The organism is Mycoplasmatota bacterium (genome assembly GCA_018394295.1).
GTDB lineage: Bacteria > Bacillota_I > Bacilli_A > Haloplasmatales > Haloplasmataceae > JAENYC01.
In genome coordinates, this window is record CP074573.1 from 2,693,939 (window position 1) to 2,713,487 (window position 19,549).

The window sequence follows — 19,549 nt, forward strand, 5'->3', positions numbered from 1 at the left end:
TTACTATTTATAAATCCCACAGGCTACGATTATCACTACATACAATACAGCAATTATATTTGCAAGAATATAACCTATCTTTCTTTTATCTTCCGTTTTTCTTTTTATCGCTGAAATTAAATTCCTGCATAGAGTAAACATTATCAATACTACTGCTATAATATTAACTATAAAATGAATTTTTAAATCATTATAACTAGGATACATTGATGATCTATAGAACAAAATGCCTGTATTCACAATTGAAACAAATCCAACTATATTCAATATTATCATTCTTTTAGCCTTAATGGAAAGATTATTTTTCCTTTTCAATCCATAAATTACTGAAATAATAAATGCAAAGATAAAATATATTAAACTGAAAACAAGAAAAGCCATTACTCCTAAACGACTTATAACTACTAAGTTACTTATAGGCTCATATTCTCCATATTCCTGATACATACTTTTTACTTGTCCGTTTATAACATCCAAATAAATTAACTCACTAGCTCCACCTTTATCTGTATATTGATAGACATACGGTCTTATTTGATAATAAACATCCCCATCAATATCTATTGTGTTTTCATCAACTACTGTAACTTCATTTATAATTAAATTCATCCATTGTGAAAACCCACTGTGAGTTCTTCTCATACTCCAATAGTTTCCTTTTACAATACTTGAATCTGGAAGTTCACCATCAAAATTATCTGTTTTATATGAACCGAATATCTTGTCTTTAAGCCCAAAACATATAGCTCTTTCATGTGCTTGATTGCTCATTATAAGAACTGCCACTCCTTCTTCTGGTGCAAAGGTGATTTGAGCTGAAAATGAATCAGTATTACCACCATGTTCCAATGTACGAACAGAGTAATAATGCTCCCAAAAGCCATGAGAGATACCTGGAAAATCATCGGTTGGTACATAACTTTTTGAAAACAAGAAATCAAGCGTATCTTCCTTTTTGAACAATGGTGATGTTTCCCCATCTTTTGGGATTAATGCACTGACAAATTTACACATATCAGATAATGTTCCAATCGCACCACCAGCAGGGTAAAGTCCTAAATAATAAATTGGTCTTTCTTTAAAACCGTTTGAATAACCCTTGGTTAACTGACGATTTTTTTGAATAAACAAGTTATCCTCTTGTAATGGATGGATGGATGTTTTCTTCATATCAAGAACATCAAAAATATATTGATTTACATATTCATAAAAATCCATACCTGTAATACATTCAACAATATAAGCGGCTAAACCTGCACCATAATTAGAATAAGATACTACCTCACCTGGTTTATAAACCTGTTTTGGCTCAAAGATTTCTAATGTTTCTTTTAACGATTTCACATTTTGTGGATTACTATTAAATAAATCAGTCAGATGTTCTTCCCAACCACCATTATGATTCATAAGATTTAACATAGTAATTGGCTGTTTAAACTGTGATTTTTTAAAAAAGTTTTCTGGTAAATATACTTTGATATCTTCGTTTAAATCTAATTTATCTTCCTCTACTAACTGCATAACGCTAACCCAAACAAATAATTTGGTTACTGATCCCCACTCAAATACTGTATTATCTGTAATAGGAATTTTGTTTTTAATATCGCTGTATCCATAGTTTGATTTAAATATGGTTTCATCATTTTGTAAAACTGCTACAGATGCTCCAGCAGTCGTATTACCTATATATTCATTTACATAGTTATCGATAACATCCTTTAACTCTGAGTAAGCAATACCTGAAGGTGTATAATTTGTTTCCTCTGCAGAAACTTTTAATGAAAGTGATGACATTAACAAAACAAATAACAATAAAGTAAACATGGTTCTAGATATAATTTTATGCATATAAATCTCTCCTTTATTTTTATACACATAGTATAAATGGGTAATATTTCTATAAAGTGAGAGAAACATTAATATAACATTAAATTATAACTAAAGAACAGATACTTTATTTTCTTACATTTTACGATTAATCTAAAATTTATACAGATATGGAAATTTATGATATAATCAAATGAGATTTTGTACATCTTTTCTTTGAATTGTATCTTATATATAGAATTTACGAAGTAATGTCGTTAACTTTTATTGTATTTAGATTATGAAAAAATAAGGGTGCATAGTAATACTTTGTATAAAAGGAGAAGAAAAACAATGAGTTATAAATTTGTTCCTATGAATAAAAAATATGCAAATGAGATTGCATACAATTGGAAATATAATGGGATTTTTTCATTCTATGATATGACAGCTGATGAAGAAGATCTAGATGATTTTCTTAATGAAGAAAATTGGGATGGAATTTATTTTGGAGTGCTAAATGAAGAATGTGAGTTAATTGGATTTTATTCATTTAATTTTGAAGACGACATTATGTGGTTGGGATTTGGTCTTAAACCAGAATTAACAGGAAGAAGTCTTGGATATGAGTTTGTAATTTCAGGTATCAATTTTGCAATAAAAAAGTTTAATTATAGAAAAAATTATGTTATGCTGGCAGTCGCCTTATTTAACAAAAGAGCAATCAGATTATATGAGAAAATTGGATTTCAACCTATAGAGAAATATATGCAAAAAACAAATGGGGGAGAATTTGAATTTATCAAAATGAAGAAATATTTATAAATAATATTATTGGGATACTATTTATCGTAGTTAAAGTATCAAAGTAAATAGATCAAATTTTTAAGAAGGTCATTTACTTTTTTTTAATTTTAACTTATCTTTTATAATTTCCATTTTATTAAAATAATTTGAGCACACAATATAATTTAAGCCATTTATAATATATTTTTTCTATTAATCCTTTTTTTTGAAAGTATAATATGGTACCTGCAAATAACATTAATGGATAACATTCTAACTTAATTTATACTGTTAAATTATATTATCATTCAATTAAGCTTTCAGCAAAAAAGATTCTTGAATCATTGTTTCATTTTTTCTTATCCATTTAAACATTTCAGCTGCATTTTGAGCAAGTTTGTAGTCTTTATTTTTTGTAAAATATGCTAAAAATAATATTTCAATACACTCCATTACGCAACTAGCAGACTTTTTCTCATTGTCTGTTAAAGATATATTTCTCTCATATCCTATAATAAAGTTCTTTAATACTATAAACCATTTATTTATTTTTTCTTTATCATTAATACAATCAATAAGTAAACCAAGTACAAAGTAACATATGTCAAAGATACGTATGTTTTTTTGAGATAGATCAAAGTCTATATAACCTGAGACCTTTCCTTGTTCAAACAATAGATTTCCAAAATGTAAATCTCTATGAATAAGCTGTTTAGGTAATTCTGAATAGACCTCATCAAGTCTTCTAACAGTTACTAAAAACTCTTCTTTACTAACAAGTGAATAACCCTCAGAATCAAAAACATCTTTAATCCAACCGTTCATTTCTGTTAAGAGACTATTTTCCCAACATTCTATTTTGTTTTGACATTCTAAAAAAGCAAGATGGAGCTTAGCTATAATATCCCCAGATTCTTGTGCAATATCAATGTAATTCATATCATATATATTTTTTGTATGTCTTCCACAAATTCGTTTGCTTAGGATAAAATATTTGTCTTCAACAATTACTAAATTATCTCCATGTATTGTTGGAACTATTTCTGCCACTGGTATTCCGATCTCATTAAGACATTTTATGATTGTCAGATTTCTCTTTGCACTCTCTAAATTTTTTCCTGATTTTATTATATAATCAGGACCTATTGACCAAGCACTTGTATATATTTGGTTCACAGAATCACTCTTTATATCCCAATTATGCAAAACATCAACTACCTTTATCATAATTTTCTCCTTTAAATATTAAAGTTTTTAACTAACCTCTTCCTATCTTCTGAACTATGTGTTTCCTATTAACATAATATTCTTGCTCATAAACCCTATTACCATTAAATGTTTTCTTGGTCCCTTGAATTCATTTGAATACCCAATAAATTCAATTCCATAACTAAAACCAACAATATGTTTTCTTTATTTTCGATATTAATGTTGACCACAATTACAAAAAATAAACTCTTTTACCAATGAGCTTTTCTTTTCACTATAGCCACAAATAAAATATACATGTAAAAATCCCTTAATATTTTTGGCTTAATGAAGAATTGATACCACTAAAAGTAAATCTTAATACAGCTTCCCTCTATGTTTTAATAAGTTTCCCTAAAATCACTCAAAAAAAAGGCAACTGAAATTCTTAATGAAGAACAAAAAAAGGATATTTTAAGCTGTGGAAGAAGTTGGACTAGACTTCTTTATTTTAATGTATTAACATCAAATATAACTTATTTTATAAGTTGTAATGATTTAATACTACAACTTAAAATAGCTCATTTGGATAAAAGGCTAAAAAAAATACTTAAATTCTTCGCAAATTATAAAGTTTTAATCATTGATGAAGTTGGATTTTTACCTTTAGACATAGAATCATCAAATTTATTTTTCAGTTAGTAGCAAAACGTTATAATATGACATCAACCATCATTACAACAAATAAACCACTTTCTAAATGGGGATAAATATTTAGTGATAACGTCCTAGTTAATGCGATATTAGATAGACTTCCCCATCATTGCAATATCATCAATATAGAATGTCGATCATACAGAACTAAAGATAAAATAGATAATATAGCACCTAATAATAAATGATTATGATTTATATTTTGTATATCAAGGAATGCCGCATTTTATGCCTACATTTTATTCCTGTTATATATTTATCTTCTTATTTTAATAATTACTCTGATAAGAACCTTTCAACCATAACATTATTACGATTATAAACATATTCATCGTTTCCACAACCTTGTAAAACAATTTGATCATCAGTAAATCTATTAATGGTCCAATAAGTACCTTGGTTGGTTTGAATACATTTACCATTTTCACAAACATTTTTATTAAATTCAACATCTTTTACTTTTTCACCTAAATCACAAATCCACCAACAATAAGCTTCTTTATTATCTTTATAATTTCTAATTCTAAAATATTGTCCTCCTCCAAACAATCCATTATCATAAGGTATATTTATAGATATTCCACAGTAAATATTATCTTTCTCTTTTGATATTGAAAATACATATTGAAGTTTATTTGTTTGCATATAAAAATATAATGATTCACTATTTAAATTAAAACTAATACCTAAAGTCCATATTTTTAAACATCTTGCGATACCTACCTCACTTACCGAAGGAACTTTAGAATGACTATCAATTAAATTAATAGAATCTTTTAATAATAAATCTACGTCTTTTTCATATGTAGACCAATCAAATTCTTCATTTAATATATTTACATATTTGTCAGTATTAGAAATAATTTCATTTTTATTATTTAAAAATGAGTATGATGAAATAACACTATCTTCTAATTTTCTTTCTACAATCGCTAATAATTTCCCTTCCCTATATAATTTGGTCCCATAATAATCTTTTTTTCTATAGTGCAATAATATAAATTGTTCAGTTATTGTTAATTCTAAATCCCTTTTTGCATATACTCCAGTTTTCATAAATTTTTCCTTTCTGATAATTCTTTAAATCAATCGCTTATTATTTATTAAAATACTTTACATTTCCATCCCATATATTATAACAAAAACCATTAGGTCTGTTAACAATCATATCTACAAATGATAATAATCCAATAATAGCAGGGTTATTTCGCAATGAATAAGTATTTCGTATTTCATCATCTAGTTCTATTTCAGTAGTATCTAATAAATTTAAACTTCTTAAGTCTTCAATTATTTCTTTACTTCTTTCTAGTGATAACCCGAATTCTTTCATTAACAGACTTGAAGTAAAGTTTTTATTATCTCTTGTATTTAAAAAAATTAAAACATTATAAAAATCTTCTTTACTTAATAATTCAAAAGCCTTTAGTTGTTTTTGTTTTGTATTAAGTAAGAAATTAAAAGCTGTTTCAGGCTTAGGTGCAATAAAGAAAAAAGAACCATCCTCAGCTAATCTCATCATAGTGACTCCCTCTTTTTGAACTATTTGAGAATGATTTAAATCTTTTCTAGCTATAGTTTCATCTAAAGTACATTTATTGACATCATGGTTACCAAAAAATGATTTTTCCATGTTCCAACACATATTCAATACCTCTTGATATTTATCCTTTTTACTAGGGATAGCAGCAATATATTTTGCTATTAGTTGTTCACAATTATCAAATTCATGTGAAGGCAATCCGAATAAAAAATCTGTTGATACATTAAAATAATTTGCTATAGACGGTAAAAGTTCAATATCAGGTAATCCTCCATTTTCCCATTTACTCACTGCTTGTGTAGAAACACCAACAGCTTTGGCTAATTCCTCTTGAGTTATTCTTTTTTTAGTTCTTAACTCTTTAATCTTCAATCCAATATTCATAATTCATTTCCTCCTAATCAAAATAATTCATATGACAATTATAACACAATTAATACTTGATAAAAATGGAGGTGTATTTGAGGAAATTAAACCATTAGTTGATAAAAATACAATCAAAATTATATATTGTATATCATTAAGTTAAATTATCACCAATTTAATATAGATATTCTAAAATTTAATCAAAAGAATATCAACTACACTTAGAAGTTAAATATATAAACTAGTGAATTCGATATTACATATATTTTTACTCTACACACTAGACAACATTGGCTACAAAAACATTCTTTATTAACTTCTACACGTTTCCCAAAACCATCAAATATTAAATAGAGTTTTCAACTGTGTAAATTCATTTATTTTTTCTTCTTTCTAAAGCATGTTTAGAGAATTCTTGATTTAACAATTTTTCATCATCATATCTTAACATTTTTTTAAATATATTACTTAAAAATATTGAAGCAATTATTTGTAAAATAGCCATTACTATAAATATAATTACATTAGTTAATTCGGTTTTCCCCAAAAAATAAAGTAATGAGAAAGTTCCTATTAGAATAATTGATAACATTAAAGCCAACACTGGAAAAAGTATGGTATTTCTTTTCAATAATTTTCTAATATATAAACAAGAGTCATCTTTTATTTGATTATTATTAACATATTCAATACCATCTAATAGATGTTTATTATTGATAGATTCTTCTAATAAATAATGTCCTTTATCTTCAATAGAGCAACCTATGTTCTTTAAACCCTCACCCCAGTTTTTTCTACGTTCTTTAAATTTGATTTGTGATGTCATAGACTCAAGTAAGATATATGAACAAATTTTTGAACAATTACTATCTAAAAAGGTTAATTTAAATCCTCTATTCCTTGCCGTTGTATAATTAACTTGTATTGTCATTAATTTAGTATTTAATTTATAAATTTTTTCCTTTCTAAAAATTGAATAAATGGAAATATGATCTGAAAATATTTGTAACTCACGATTTTTAAAAGATAAAAGTAGAAAAAACATACTAATAGCAAATACAAAAGGCATTATGGAACTAATAATTTCAACATTATCCTTTTTAATTAATCCTTCTATAATCATTAATATACCTGTAATAATAAGTCCAATAAAAACAAATATAAATACCCAATACCCAACTTTTATAGTTTTATCAGTTTTATATGGATAGTATTCAAAAAGCACATTATCATCCATGTTTTTATCTCCTCCTCTAGTTAGTTTTATTATATCAAAAAAGGCACTGTAAAACAGTACCTTTTATCATTTATATCTTTATTTCCCTTCATAAACCACAGACACTACAACCTCTACATGCCTTGTTTTGGGTGTAGGTACACGCTAGTTGTTACTCGTTTGTTGATCTTTCAATATACTCTAATTCTAAATCTAAATAATAGGCAAAATACACGAACAACTGAGTTGCATTTTGTTTATGCTATCCTAATTCTGAGCTATCTTCAATAATTTTTAAATACTGGTTATTCATTATAACCGTTCTCCTTCTGGTACATTTATAATTGATTAACTACATTAAGAAGCATAAATCGAACACCTTTACTTTTATATGAAAAATCATTAAAGCATCCAATGATATATGTATCTTTTTCCTGGTGATAAAACATAAACGCACCTGTTGCCCCTGCAGCCCCCCAGGAATTGAATTTTTTAGGCATCAACAAAGGCACGGTTGTAAACTTCCAAATTCCGTATCCATAATCAATTCCTAGTCCAAATCTAGCACAATTATTCTTCATTTCTTCAAGGGTATTTTTTGTCACTATTTGATAGTTCACCAAAGCTTTCATGAATTTGAGTAAGTCTTCATAAGTAGCCACTACTCCTCCACCGGTATAGTCAAGACCGGCATACCCTTTAATATCATTTAATCTGGTTTCACGTATAAAAAAATCGGCAGTAGGAAACTGGGATTTTTCCATTGGCTCTGAATAGTGATTCATATATGAGTGCCTCATATCAAGAGGTTCAAAAATATAATTTTTTAATGTAGCATGAAATGGTTCACCGGTGATACTTTCGATTATCAAACCTAGTAATTGATAATTTGTATCTGTATATTTGAATCCTTTACCCGGAGGAAAATGAGGTCTTGTATTATTTTTTACCCAGACAACTGCTTCTCTGGGCGTTATATTTAGATTCTGATCCTTAATAAGTTCATCTAAGAGAGTCCAAAAATTATCAGCTAAACCCGATGTTTGATTTAGCAGATGTTTGATCCTGATTTCATCAGTATAGTCCTTCCCCTTGTATAAATGTAGGTTATTCAATAACTCATGATCTAAGTATTTAGTGATTTTATCATCAAAAGACAACTTTTTCTTTTCTACTAATATGCCGATAATTGCTGAAGTAAACAATTTACCCACACTAGCCATATAGATTGGCTGCTGCGGGTTGGCAGGCATATTACCCGTTGACCCTTCTGCAATATTTATGTGAATGCCTTCTTTTTCCGAATGAACTAATAAATAAGCGTTCTTTATTTTACTATCTTTTTGCACTTGTTTTCTAAACGTGTTTTCTATTGATTTTTGTAAATTGTTTGTTTTCATTCTTTTATCTCCTCTCTACATAGAAAATTCTTGTTTTACTACTAGACATAACTTTATAAGATGCATTATGTCAAAATCTGCTTAACTGAGATTCTAAACCACATTTTTTGCTCTAGGAAAAACCATTCCAAAGCAGGGGGTCACAACTGATCCTAGAGCAACCATAAGAAGTACCAAGGCAAGGAGCCAACCTAACACGGGTACCATGGTCAATACTCCCACAAGTAGCACTCCCAACGCTAAAGCTTTGAAGCCAGGGGGTAGGTGTCCTGGTCGCTGAATCTCTTCTGAAATTCCGGGTAGAGGTACTACCCCTTAAGCAGTTTTTCATACAACACATTAGCATCACATGTTGCAATAAAGTAATCGGCTTCAAAAGATTTACTGTTACTCAAGGTTACTCTCCTCACTGAATCTCCTTCGATTTCCAGCTCCACTGCCTCACAGGAAATCTCAATATTTCCGCCCAGGGCAAGATACTTTTCTTTCATCCGCCTGGCCAGAGCCCTTGAGCCCCCTAAGGGAATAGAAGATTGGCGTCCGGTAAAAGTTCCGAGCGAACAAATTATCGATACAGCACTGTAATCACTTTCAGTCAAGGGCTCCTACAGCATTCCACAATTCCCGGATGGGGGTTCCTTCTTTTGTCCCTACCAGCCAGTGAATGCAACCATCAATATGATATCCCTGACGATCCCAGCCAGTACATTCTCCACCTAAAGAATGGTGCTTCTCCAAAATAATGCTTTCAAAACCATTTTTTTTGACAAACATACCTGCGCTTAATCCAGCGATTCCTCCACCGATAATATCAATTTATCATTACAAATTCTCCTTTCGTTTCATTTGTTGTGCTAGCATTACGTCATCTCCCACTTCCATAAGCAACTGGTCGAACTCTTGATTATCGAGCCACGAAGGCATATGGCCGTTGGCCACCATGACTGAGAGTCCCATCTGAAAGACCCGCAATTTCAGAAACAATCGTTTACGTTCCTTAAGAGTCCAGCCTCGCATAGCTTCATCCTCAGCCATTGCCTCAAACATGGCATTCTCTATTGTTTCATAAGAAGTCATATATGGATTAGGCTGTATTGACAATTCCCGAAACAACACCGGGTACTCCTTAGCAAAAGCCAAGCTGGCTTTCCCAATCTTTTCAAACATACTTTGCCCTTTTTGCTTTGCAAACAATTCCTCCGATATAGCAAATACCTGCTGTACTACAGCCTCTACTAAGTCATCAACAGTAGCAAAATTAACATAGATTGGAGCGACCGAACAGTTAAGCCTATTCGCTACACTTCGAGCAGTGATTCCAGAAAAGCCCTTTTCTTTAGCGACCTCCAAAGCGGCATCCAAAATAGTGTTTTTATCAAATTTTGTTTTTGGTGGCATATTAACATCTCCTTACACCGTGTTATATTACTTAAGTTATATAATATGGTGTAAGGAGATGTTAGTCAAGTGTAATTTGGAATTTAACTTGATATTTTTAAAGGAATATCAGAAGTGGTAAGCATAAATATTATCTAAAACTATAAAGAAATGCTTCCAAACTTCCGATTAGTTATTATTTATATGTAACCAGCAGACGTCTATTAATAATAATTGTTAGACGAAGTCTTACCATACCTCAAATCAAAAAAGATATTATGAAGTAAAATTCATAATATCCCTTGTATTTTACGTTATATCAAAACCGCCTTACTTATGGTACGGTTCACCGTATCATAAATAAATGAGGTTTTTATCAATTTAATTTTTATTACTATCTACTTAGATTCCTATTCTGAATCCGAAAAATATGATTCACTTTTACTATCAAAATAATTCTTTATCAAATTTTAGTCCTTTATGATTTAACACATAGTTAGTTAACAGAAATTGTTACAACAGCTTAATACTCGGGTTGCTAAAGTTTGCCCATGCTATATTATTGTCAATAGATCTAACCATTCTGTAAGCTATTGGCTTAAATCCACACTTAGGCCAAAAGGTTGAAGCAGAAAGGTTGCTTATTTTCCAATCTGCTATTATGCTATTATATCCCTTTTCCTTCATAATCCTGTAGCCTTCATTCATTAACTTTTTACCAACACCTCTTCCACTTTGGGAATAGTAAGTGCCCGCAATATTTAGCTCTACTCCATCATCAGGTGCCATCAAATCTGGAGTAATAGGATCATATATATGAAATCCTAATTCCTTCTTATCCTTTTCCGCAATAAGAATCGTTGAATCATTATCCTCTACTGAACTTTTATACCCAACGTTTATTTTCATTACAAGTTCAGGTATTACAGGTAAAAAAGTAGGTGCTGAATTTAGAGATGAGAAGATTATGCTGGACATATTACCCATTCTTTCACTATCATTTTTGTTAGCAAATCTAATCTCTGCATCAGATAAATTTTCAAAAGGCTTGTAATCCTCCATATTCATTATCCCATATACATGATCAATAGAAAAGCTTAATCGTAGGAAGGCTTCATAGTACACCTGATTTCCAAGAGGTATAAATGTATGATGGCTGAAGCAGCCTTGTTCAAGCCATACAACAGAAACCTTTGCATAAAGCTCCCTTATAAGCTCAGAGGATTGATCCATTCTGATTGCTATTCCCTCATAGGGCACCCATACATGTCTACCTCTACCCCTTAAATTGTCAATTTTTATATCACCAATTATATAACCTACTAGTTCATCATTAGCAAAAGCTCCTATTCCAATCACTTTGCTATTAACAATCAAATTTTCAAGTAAATTAGTGATATATTTTGCATTAAGACAACTGTTCTTCAGGGATGGAAACCCCTTACTTTCAAGGTTTTGCCTGCATATTAACAACTCAGACATTGCAGGTATATCCTCAATAGTAATTGTTCTGAATTCACATTTGTTCATTCCTGTACCTCCTCGATAAATTTATATTACATGTTCTATCATAGAAAATATTATTAAATATTCAAAATAATTTTGCTAGTTGTTATGGTGTAAGATATTCATCAGCACTAAATGTAGTAAGTTTAAGCAATATTCCATCATGCTTTTCCTCCCTCTTTTATTAACCGCTTATATCTTAATCATTTTTTCTTGAAATAACAAAGTTTTATATCTCTAACATCAATTTACCCATTATGCTCCAATCATATATGCCCGTTACTTGAACTGCTTTCTTTCCATTATGAGTTTTAAAAGATAGCTTAATAGGAAATGACATCAATAGAAATTCATGATTACCTAATGGTATTAGTTTTATATTTTTAAAGAAAAAAACCTCACAGTATATATTCTCTTTGGATTCATCTAATTTAATTTTTAGCTCATGCTGCCTATCATCAATTGTAACAGAATATCTTCCACAATATTGTTGCAGAAATTCAGGTACTATCACCTTTTCATAATTATACTCTAACCCCAAATATTCCATTAAATCCTTCATATATTTTTCCCATAATTCATTTGAGGTGTTTATCTTAATTTTATTACCTTGGTAACGCCTGAACATAGTATCGGCAATTTCTTGGTAATTTTCCCACATATTATAAACACTATCATCGCCTTTATATTCATGCTCATTAAAATAGCCTTCTCCTTCTGCATTGAGAATAATATTTTTCCATCTTTCTCCACGAACTTCAAATGCCGTTCTAAAGGAATCTCTTAATTCTGAACGATATAAAAATACTATAGTTGGATTAAGTTTTGAGATTATTTCCATAACTGTATCATAAAACTTAGTTATTTTTTCTATTGAATAATTACAGTTAAAGAAATAACGTATTATATTCTGATATAGACATCCTTCCATTATAAATACATCATCAGATTTCTCTATGTCGTCAGCTAATTTTCCCCATAAACTGTACATATATGAAACATTTTTATCCATATCTTCTTCAGAATCTATACTTGCAATACTAAACTCTTTGTCTCGTATAGGATGAGCTTTAATTTCTTCATGTAACCATCGATGTTTAATCCCATTTTGTTCATATTGATATGCTAACTTCTGTGAAGTAGTAGATTTACCAGCTCCACTTATCCCTGTGACAATAATTAATTTAGAATCTTTCATATCTTCTCCCCCATTAGATTTTTGGTAGTGTAAAAGTTTTTCTTAAAACCAATACAAAACCTTATATATATTTTGTTTTTATTCTATAATGAGAATCCCCCCCTGTATTTTGGAGGAGCTCGTTATATTTTTTTATCATATAAATACAAAAAGATAGATACCCCTGATATAATTAAGTCACCACAACCAACCATACAGGGGGTATCTATCATGGTTAAAATTATATCAGTTCTTTCAGTATTTTTAAAGTATTTAAACAAACTACTTTATAAATTTATTCTTTTTCTAGATTCGCACATTATTTCTACACATAGTTCTAAGTCATCTGGCACTTATTATGAACCTTTTAGGAAGTTCACTGTTGATGGTGAACCTATTATTCAGAAGGTTGAAAAGCTAGATTATCAAGAATTGTTTAATGTGTATTTTTTAAAGTACAATAAGCAATTAAAACCTGTTTCTAGAAGAAATCCATCAAAACTTGATTTCAAAGGAAATTGCCCTATTTGTGGTGCTCCTCATGATTACATATATGAAAATAATATTAAATCAAAACAGTTACTTTGTAAGGTATGTAGTCATACATTTACCTTGAATAATGATTTTCTTGAAAAGATTATTTTAAAATGTCCTCATTGTTCAAAGAACCTTGAAAGAATTAAAGACCGTAATAGTTATATTATTTATAAATGTAGACATAAGAATTGTTCCTTCTATTTAGATAAATTAAAGAAATTAACACCAGATCAATTAAAACAATTCAAAAAGAAACCAGGTAAATTTAAACTTCATTATATTTATCGTGCTTTCGATATTTACTTTGATTCCCTAGAACGTGACTCTATATCAAATTTAAATATGAAGGTTGATTTAGCCAATATCAGACATTCTAAGCATACTCTAGGCTTAATCTTAACGTATTACGTTAACTACGGTTTGTCGAGTAGGAAAACTGCAGCTATCATGTATGATATTCACCAAGTTAAGATTTCCCATCAAACCGTGATGAATTATGCAAAGAGTGTTTCTACAATGATTCGTCCCTTACTTGAAAATTACCCATATGATTTATCATCTGACCTTTGTGGGGATGAAACATATGTTAGGGTTAAGGGGAAGAAGCATTATATCTTCTTCTCAGATAAAATTAAAAAGATTATTACTTCTTATCAAGTTTTTAGTAAACGTGATACTTTTTCTGCAGTTGTTTCACTATATCAAACATTCAAAAAATACACTGAACTACCTAAGAATTTGAAAGTAGTTGTGGATGGTAATCCTATTTACAACGCTGCATGGTCATACTTATTCTCTCAAACTCCTCCTTCTTGTCCAAATATGCTTCATATATAGCCCTCTGTGCTTTTTCTCTAGCCATACAATCTGCACTTTTCTTCATGGTACATAATTCATTTGAAGATATTTCTCTTCCCTCAAGTGAATATTGTAAGGTTTGTACAAGCATCTGATATTCATTTTGTAGCATTTGATCTTGCATCAGAAGCTCCTGTCCTTTATTAGTTCTCAAACTATCTTGAAACTGTCTTTTAATTATAATCCCATATTCTTCTGTCAACTGACTTATAAATTTCGAATTTAAAAATCCACTGCATAAATTTGCTGGTAATATGATAGAATCTGCCACAGCAGTAAACTCCACATACTCTTTTTGATAAAACTCATCAGTTATATCACATAAAAACCTTAATTATACTAATACTGCCTGTGTGCGTACCTTACTTACAATTTCCTCATAAGTTTCATATAAAGCCTTAACTTCCAGATAAGACTTGGCATTTTTTACTTTATCCGAAATCCCTTCTAATCTCTTAGACACCATCTCTATATCAGGCCTCTTATACTGTAATTCCCTATATGTACATTTTTCCTGCATCTATTTATCTTCCTTCCACCATTAAATAAGTTTATACTTAAGTTCCATGTGTATTTTTTATTATCGTCAAACCAGCACTTTCTCCTCTAATAATATTATATACTGCAACTTCAAAATATTCAATATTATACCATTACTTCGCTTATATGTTAGCAAAACAAGTTTTGTTCACATTTTGTTAACATTCTTCTGTGAGTGTTGTGTCCAATATTTCGATAATGATGCCAATCTTTGTCCTTGCTCTAATTCTAATACCAAACGAGCTAAGTTAATAATTGAAAAATATAAAGAAGTTACTCCTAGGAATGGTATATACTCAAAAGAAAAGTTCTATGAAGAGTTTATGAATATGACGTAAAAAACCACGACAAATTGTCGTGGTTTTTATTGGTGGAGGCGAATCGAACTAAGCGAAATCCACCATATTTTTTTTATGATATGGTTCTCTATTTAGCTCAATTGCTGTTTTTTATTATTTTTCATAATTTTTTTTCTTTGATACAGGTGTCATTATATTGAAATCCAAATCTATTTTGTCTTGCACCCATAGAAACAACTGCCACTTGCAAATATCTCCTTCTACTATTATTGCTGAACTATCTGGTCTGTTATTAGTTGTTGCTAGCTCATACAATGTATCTTTTGACATTGTAACTGTTACAGCTGCATCATCAGCAAGTTTATTGTTTAAATATCTAAATATTCCTCGTCTAATTTCAGTCGAGGCTACTTCTTTTTTATCAGGAATAACAAAATTAATTTTATAATCAAAATCTCCAGCTTTCAATCCATCTATTCTTATACTAAACAAATACAATACATTCTCAAGTGGTAGCGTATTTAAAACCTCCTCAGTTATAAGAGAACGGTTAATTAAGATAATTCCTTGGCGTAATTCTTGTGCTCCCATTAAATATTCATTTCTCCATGGACCTGATTCTGCTATATATCCTAATTGCTCTAAAGCATCTGCACAAAGCAGTTTTGCATCTTTATTATTGGGATTAGCGTATATAACTTGTTTAGTAACCTCTGCTACCCATTGATATTCACCCTTTTCAAAGGATTTCTTAGCCTTTTCTAAAACAGAATTCTCTCCACCCATGTATTCTATATATTTTTTTGCCGATTCCTCTGGGAGTAATTTGTTTAAATCTACAGGGTTTCCATTGTACCATCCAATATATTTTTGATAAACAGCTTTTGAGTTATGACTTACAGTTCCATAGAATGAACTATCATACCACTCATCGCTTAAACTTTCAGGAAGTTTAACCATTCTGCCAACTTCATCTATTGTATATCCTTTATTTATCAATCTTAAAGTTTGATCGTTTATATATTGATATAAATCCCTTTGTTTCTCCATGTAATCTATGCAGTATTCATTGCCAAATCTTGGCCAGTTGTGAACTTCAAATATTGATGTTAAATCATTCCCCCATAAGTCTATAGCTTTTTGTATATCCTTAGCCCATGCAACTGGATCTCTAACTTCTGCCCCTCTTAAAGTATATATATTATGAAGTGTTGCAGTACAGTTTTCTGCTATACACAAAGATTTTTCACTTGGAATATATATATCCATTTCTGCAGGAGCCTCAGTATCTTCTGTTAATAGAAACTGCATAATTAATCCATCAATTTCTTTTTCTACATACTTCTCATTTGCAATCTGAGATATTTCATAAACATTATCTGTAAAGGTTACTGTTCCTGAAGAAACATACTTACCAATACCACAGTCTATTTGACCTTTTTTATCACGTGGTAATACTTCACCATACATATACAAGCCTCTGCGAGTCATTGCAACTCCTGCATTTACATTTTCTTCTATGACTGCATCAGTAAAGCCTTTTGGCGCATATACCTTAATATTTTTTTCTGCACTACTATTTAATACTCCTAATATTCCTCCATAATGATCTACGTGGGAATGAGAACATATTACAGCACTAATTGGTATGTCTCCAAAATATTCATTAACTAACTTTATTGCAGCTTCTGCTGTTTCTTGTGAAGTTAAACAATCTATTATAATCCAGCCTGTATTTCCTCTAACAAAACTCATATTTGCTAGATCAAAACCTCTAACCTGATATATTTTTTCTGTAACCTTAAATATACCAGAAATTAGATTCAACTTCCCTTGTTCCCAAAGTTTCGGATTAACAGTATAGGGGATTTTATCCTTTAATAAAAAATTATACCTTTCTAAATCCCATACAGGCATTAAAGCTCCTTCTATATATATTACAGGGAGTGGTACATCAACAACCACATTCTTTTTCGCTAATTTTTCTTCAATTTCCAATCTACCCCAGTGAATATTCTTATATATTTCTTCATTTATTAACTTTGTTTTAAGGGTAGCATTTTTTCTTCTACCATTTAGTTCTTCGGTATTATTTTTTTTCTCTTTACAATTCAAAGTAACACCTCCAATATTACACTACACTTTAATTTATTCAGACTATCCGTTAAGTGTGATGTATAACAACATAAAGTAGTAAATCTACATGGATAAATATTTATCTTATATCTACTTAATGATACTTGCTACTTGTATTTATTCAAAAAAACAATAAAAAAACCACGACATCAAGTCGTGGTTTTCAATGGTGGAGGCGAACCGCACCTTGCTACCATTATGTCACCCAAACTTAATAAACTCATCTCTTATTTATGATATATTTACTCTATCATCATCAAAATTTAAAAATTTCCTCAATTCTTAACTACTTTAATCACGGCATTTTAACTTCCTATTAATAGACATAACTGAACAATTATCTAAAACTGATAATTTTACCTATTAATTGATTTCTTCAAAATAACAATTCATTATAGTATTCTACAAACTTCTAACTATACCTTTTAAATATCAGTAAATATTCCAATATATTTATATTTTATCATCAATATATAAAATAAACATTAATTTACTAATATACAATTTACAATACACAAAAAGACCATGAATTTTTAAGCTATAATAGCTCTCTTCATAGTCTTTCTCTACTTTATATTAAATTTGAAATAACATATCCCCTTATACCCTATCAAATACCAACTCTTACTTTAACACCATTAATTTGCTCTTTATTCTTAAAATCATCACCTTTTGAGCTAAAGTTAAAAAGCTGGTAAAGTGCGCGAATTCAACGTTTACAAGGTATCTTTGCGTTGTATTCCTATTACACATTCCACATGCATCGTATGTGGGAACATATCAACTGGTTGTACCTCAATAATCTTATAATTATTTTCATTTAATATCTTTAAATCTCTTGCTAAGGTTGCTGGGTCACATGATACATAAACTATTCTTGGTATTTCCATTTCAATTATAGTCTCTAGTAGTTTCTTATCGCACCCTTTTCTTGGTGGGTCTACAACAATCACATCTGGTTTAATGTTATCCTCTTGCCAGTTTTTTATGATTTCTTCTGCCTTACCTGCTTCATAATGGGCATTAGTGAAATTATTTAACTTCGCATTTAATTTCGCATTTTCAATCGCATCTGGTATGATTTCTACCCCGTATATCGCTTTCGCTTGTTTCGATAAATATAGTCCAATTGTTCCAATTCCACAATAAGCATCTATTATATATTCATTTCCTGTTAGATTAGCATATTCTAAGACTTTATCATATAACTTTTTAGTTTGAACTGGATTTACTTGATAAAATGAACGTGATGATATCGCAAACTTCACATCCCCTATATAATCATAAATATAAGGTTTTCCATAAAGAACAACAGTTTTTTCTCCCATAATGGTATTTGTCTTACTTTTATTAATATTTTGAATAATTGATTTAATTAGAGGAAATTTTGTGATTAAGTCATTAATAACCTCTTCTTTATTTTTTAGATTCTCTTCCTTTGTTACTAAGGTAACCATATATTCATCTGTTATATATCCTTTTCTTACAATCACATGGCGTAGAATCCCGCTATGTGATTCTTCATTATAAGGAGTAATATTATACCTTTTAGAAATAACCTTCATATAATTAATGATTTCATCCGTTACTTTATCTTGAATATCACAACTTGTCATATCGATAATCTCATGGGTGTTTTCTTTATAAAATCCCGCTACAACATTACCATTACTTAAACCAAATGGTACTTGTGTCTTATTACGATACTTCCAACTATCATCCATTCCTATACAATCATGGACATTAATATCAATTTTCCCAATTCGCTTTAAAGTCTCTTGAACCATATCTTTTTTTATAGTTAATTGCCCATTATAAGAAAGATGTTGAATACTACATCCACCACACTGATTATATATTGGGCAATTTGGCTCTACTCTGTCCTCACTTTTTTTATACATTTGCAATACTTTACCAATCGCAAAATTCTTTTTTATCGCAATGATTTTGACAGATATCGATTCCCCGGGTAATGAATTTTTGATAAATATCGGAAAATTATTAACTTTTGCGACACCTAATCCTTGATGTGTCATTCCTGTTATTTCAACATCATATAGTCTATTCTTTTCTACTGGCCTACTAGTCATTTATTAATAC

General features: G+C 29.8%; 16 protein-coding genes and 1 pseudogene. 4 read left to right on the forward strand and 13 right to left on the reverse strand.

Annotated elements, in window-relative coordinates; genetic code table 11:
* Positions 1-3: 3 nt before the first annotated feature.
* Complete coding sequence (locus tag KHQ81_12600) at positions 4-1,848, reverse strand: serine hydrolase (GenBank protein QVK17674.1); 1,845 nt, start codon at positions 1,846-1,848, stop codon at positions 4-6.
* A gap of 312 nt (positions 1,849-2,160) precedes the next feature.
* Here KHQ81_12600 and KHQ81_12605 point away from each other — a divergent pair, with 312 nt between their 5' ends.
* Positions 2,161-2,631 carry a GNAT family N-acetyltransferase gene (locus KHQ81_12605; GenBank protein ID QVK17675.1) on the forward strand — a complete coding sequence of 157 codons (471 nt, stop codon included), beginning with the start codon at positions 2,161-2,163 and terminating at the stop codon, positions 2,629-2,631.
* A 273-nt stretch (positions 2,632-2,904) separates the two neighbouring features.
* Here KHQ81_12605 and KHQ81_12610 read toward each other — a convergent pair whose 3' ends face one another.
* Positions 2,905-3,819 (reverse strand): phosphotransferase, encoded by a 915-nt coding sequence (locus KHQ81_12610; protein ID QVK17676.1) that lies wholly within the window; start codon positions 3,817-3,819, stop codon positions 2,905-2,907.
* A 405-nt stretch (positions 3,820-4,224) separates the two neighbouring features.
* Between KHQ81_12610 and KHQ81_12615 the strand changes: the two genes are divergently transcribed.
* Positions 4,225-4,482 carry an ATP-binding protein gene (locus KHQ81_12615; GenBank protein ID QVK19638.1) on the forward strand — a complete coding sequence of 86 codons (258 nt, stop codon included), beginning with the start codon at positions 4,225-4,227 and terminating at the stop codon, positions 4,480-4,482.
* On the forward strand, positions 4,437-4,550 hold the full coding sequence (locus tag KHQ81_12620; protein ID QVK19639.1) for an ATP-binding protein: 114 nt from the start codon (positions 4,437-4,439) through the stop codon (positions 4,548-4,550). The genes KHQ81_12615 and KHQ81_12620 overlap by 46 nt, the downstream gene beginning before the upstream one ends.
* Before the next feature lie 220 nt (positions 4,551-4,770).
* Here the strand turns inward: KHQ81_12620 and KHQ81_12625 are convergent, their stop codons facing one another.
* The 8 genes and pseudogenes from KHQ81_12625 to KHQ81_12660 form a co-directional block, all read right to left on the reverse strand.
* Positions 4,771-5,550 (reverse strand): hypothetical protein, encoded by a 780-nt coding sequence (locus tag KHQ81_12625; protein ID QVK17677.1) that lies wholly within the window; start codon positions 5,548-5,550, stop codon positions 4,771-4,773.
* Between the two features lie 40 nt (positions 5,551-5,590).
* Positions 5,591-6,421, reverse strand: a complete 831-nt coding sequence (locus tag KHQ81_12630; GenBank protein QVK17678.1) for a helix-turn-helix domain-containing protein — start codon at positions 6,419-6,421, stop codon at positions 5,591-5,593.
* Between the two features lie 355 nt (positions 6,422-6,776).
* A complete protein-coding gene (locus tag KHQ81_12635; protein QVK17679.1) occupies positions 6,777-7,640 on the reverse strand; it encodes a hypothetical protein in 864 nt (287 codons plus the stop codon).
* A 317-nt stretch (positions 7,641-7,957) separates the two neighbouring features.
* Positions 7,958-9,019, reverse strand: coding sequence for a beta-lactamase family protein (locus tag KHQ81_12640; protein ID QVK17680.1), 1,062 nt, complete (start codon positions 9,017-9,019; stop codon positions 7,958-7,960).
* Between the two features lie 239 nt (positions 9,020-9,258).
* Positions 9,259-9,793, reverse strand: a pseudogene (locus tag KHQ81_12645) (FAD-dependent oxidoreductase).
* A 48-nt stretch (positions 9,794-9,841) separates the two neighbouring features.
* On the reverse strand, positions 9,842-10,417 hold the full coding sequence (locus KHQ81_12650; protein ID QVK17681.1) for a TetR/AcrR family transcriptional regulator: 576 nt from the start codon (positions 10,415-10,417) through the stop codon (positions 9,842-9,844).
* Positions 10,418-10,909: 492 nt separating this feature from the next.
* Entirely contained in the window at positions 10,910-11,926 is a 1,017-nt protein-coding gene (locus tag KHQ81_12655; protein ID QVK17682.1) for a GNAT family N-acetyltransferase, read from the reverse strand.
* 205 nt (positions 11,927-12,131) lie between these two features.
* Positions 12,132-13,100 (reverse strand): hypothetical protein, encoded by a 969-nt coding sequence (locus tag KHQ81_12660; protein ID QVK17683.1) that lies wholly within the window; start codon positions 13,098-13,100, stop codon positions 12,132-12,134.
* 210 nt (positions 13,101-13,310) lie between these two features.
* Between KHQ81_12660 and KHQ81_12665 the strand changes: the two genes are divergently transcribed.
* The gene (locus tag KHQ81_12665; protein ID QVK17684.1) at positions 13,311-14,453 is read left to right on the forward strand and encodes a DDE-type integrase/transposase/recombinase; all 1,143 of its coding nucleotides are present in this window, start codon (positions 13,311-13,313) and stop codon (positions 14,451-14,453) included.
* Here the strand turns inward: KHQ81_12665 and KHQ81_12670 are convergent.
* The 3 genes from KHQ81_12670 to rlmD form a co-directional block, all read right to left on the reverse strand.
* Positions 14,380-14,745, reverse strand: coding sequence for a hypothetical protein (locus tag KHQ81_12670; protein QVK17685.1), 366 nt, complete (start codon positions 14,743-14,745; stop codon positions 14,380-14,382). The genes KHQ81_12665 and KHQ81_12670 overlap by 74 nt on opposite strands.
* A gap of 721 nt (positions 14,746-15,466) precedes the next feature.
* Positions 15,467-17,428, reverse strand: coding sequence for an MBL fold metallo-hydrolase (locus KHQ81_12675; protein QVK17686.1), 1,962 nt, complete (start codon positions 17,426-17,428; stop codon positions 15,467-15,469).
* A gap of 737 nt (positions 17,429-18,165) precedes the next feature.
* Positions 18,166-19,539: a 23S rRNA (uracil(1939)-C(5))-methyltransferase RlmD gene (gene rlmD / locus KHQ81_12680; protein ID QVK17687.1), complete on the reverse strand. Its 1,374-nt coding sequence runs from the start codon at positions 19,537-19,539 to the stop codon at positions 18,166-18,168.
* Positions 19,540-19,549 lie beyond the last annotated feature (10 nt).

Coding starts and splice junctions, on each gene's coding strand:
- KHQ81_12655 (QVK17682.1), bottom strand. CDS start 11,926: ATGAACAAATGTGAATTCAGAACAATTACTATTGAGGATATACCTGCA.
- KHQ81_12650 (QVK17681.1), bottom strand. CDS start 10,417: ATGCCACCAAAAACAAAATTTGATAAAAACACTATTTTGGATGCCGCT.
- KHQ81_12600 (QVK17674.1), bottom strand. CDS start 1,848: ATGCATAAAATTATATCTAGAACCATGTTTACTTTATTGTTATTTGTT.
- KHQ81_12665 (QVK17684.1), top strand. CDS start 13,311: ATGGTTAAAATTATATCAGTTCTTTCAGTATTTTTAAAGTATTTAAAC.
- KHQ81_12640 (QVK17680.1), bottom strand. CDS start 9,019: ATGAAAACAAACAATTTACAAAAATCAATAGAAAACACGTTTAGAAAA.
- KHQ81_12625 (QVK17677.1), bottom strand. CDS start 5,550: ATGAAAACTGGAGTATATGCAAAAAGGGATTTAGAATTAACAATAACT.
- KHQ81_12635 (QVK17679.1), bottom strand. CDS start 7,640: ATGGATGATAATGTGCTTTTTGAATACTATCCATATAAAACTGATAAA.
- KHQ81_12660 (QVK17683.1), bottom strand. CDS start 13,100: ATGAAAGATTCTAAATTAATTATTGTCACAGGGATAAGTGGAGCTGGT.
- KHQ81_12630 (QVK17678.1), bottom strand. CDS start 6,421: ATGAATATTGGATTGAAGATTAAAGAGTTAAGAACTAAAAAAAGAATA.
- KHQ81_12610 (QVK17676.1), bottom strand. CDS start 3,819: ATGATAAAGGTAGTTGATGTTTTGCATAATTGGGATATAAAGAGTGAT.
- KHQ81_12605 (QVK17675.1), top strand. CDS start 2,161: ATGAGTTATAAATTTGTTCCTATGAATAAAAAATATGCAAATGAGATT.
- rlmD (QVK17687.1), bottom strand. CDS start 19,539: ATGACTAGTAGGCCAGTAGAAAAGAATAGACTATATGATGTTGAAATA.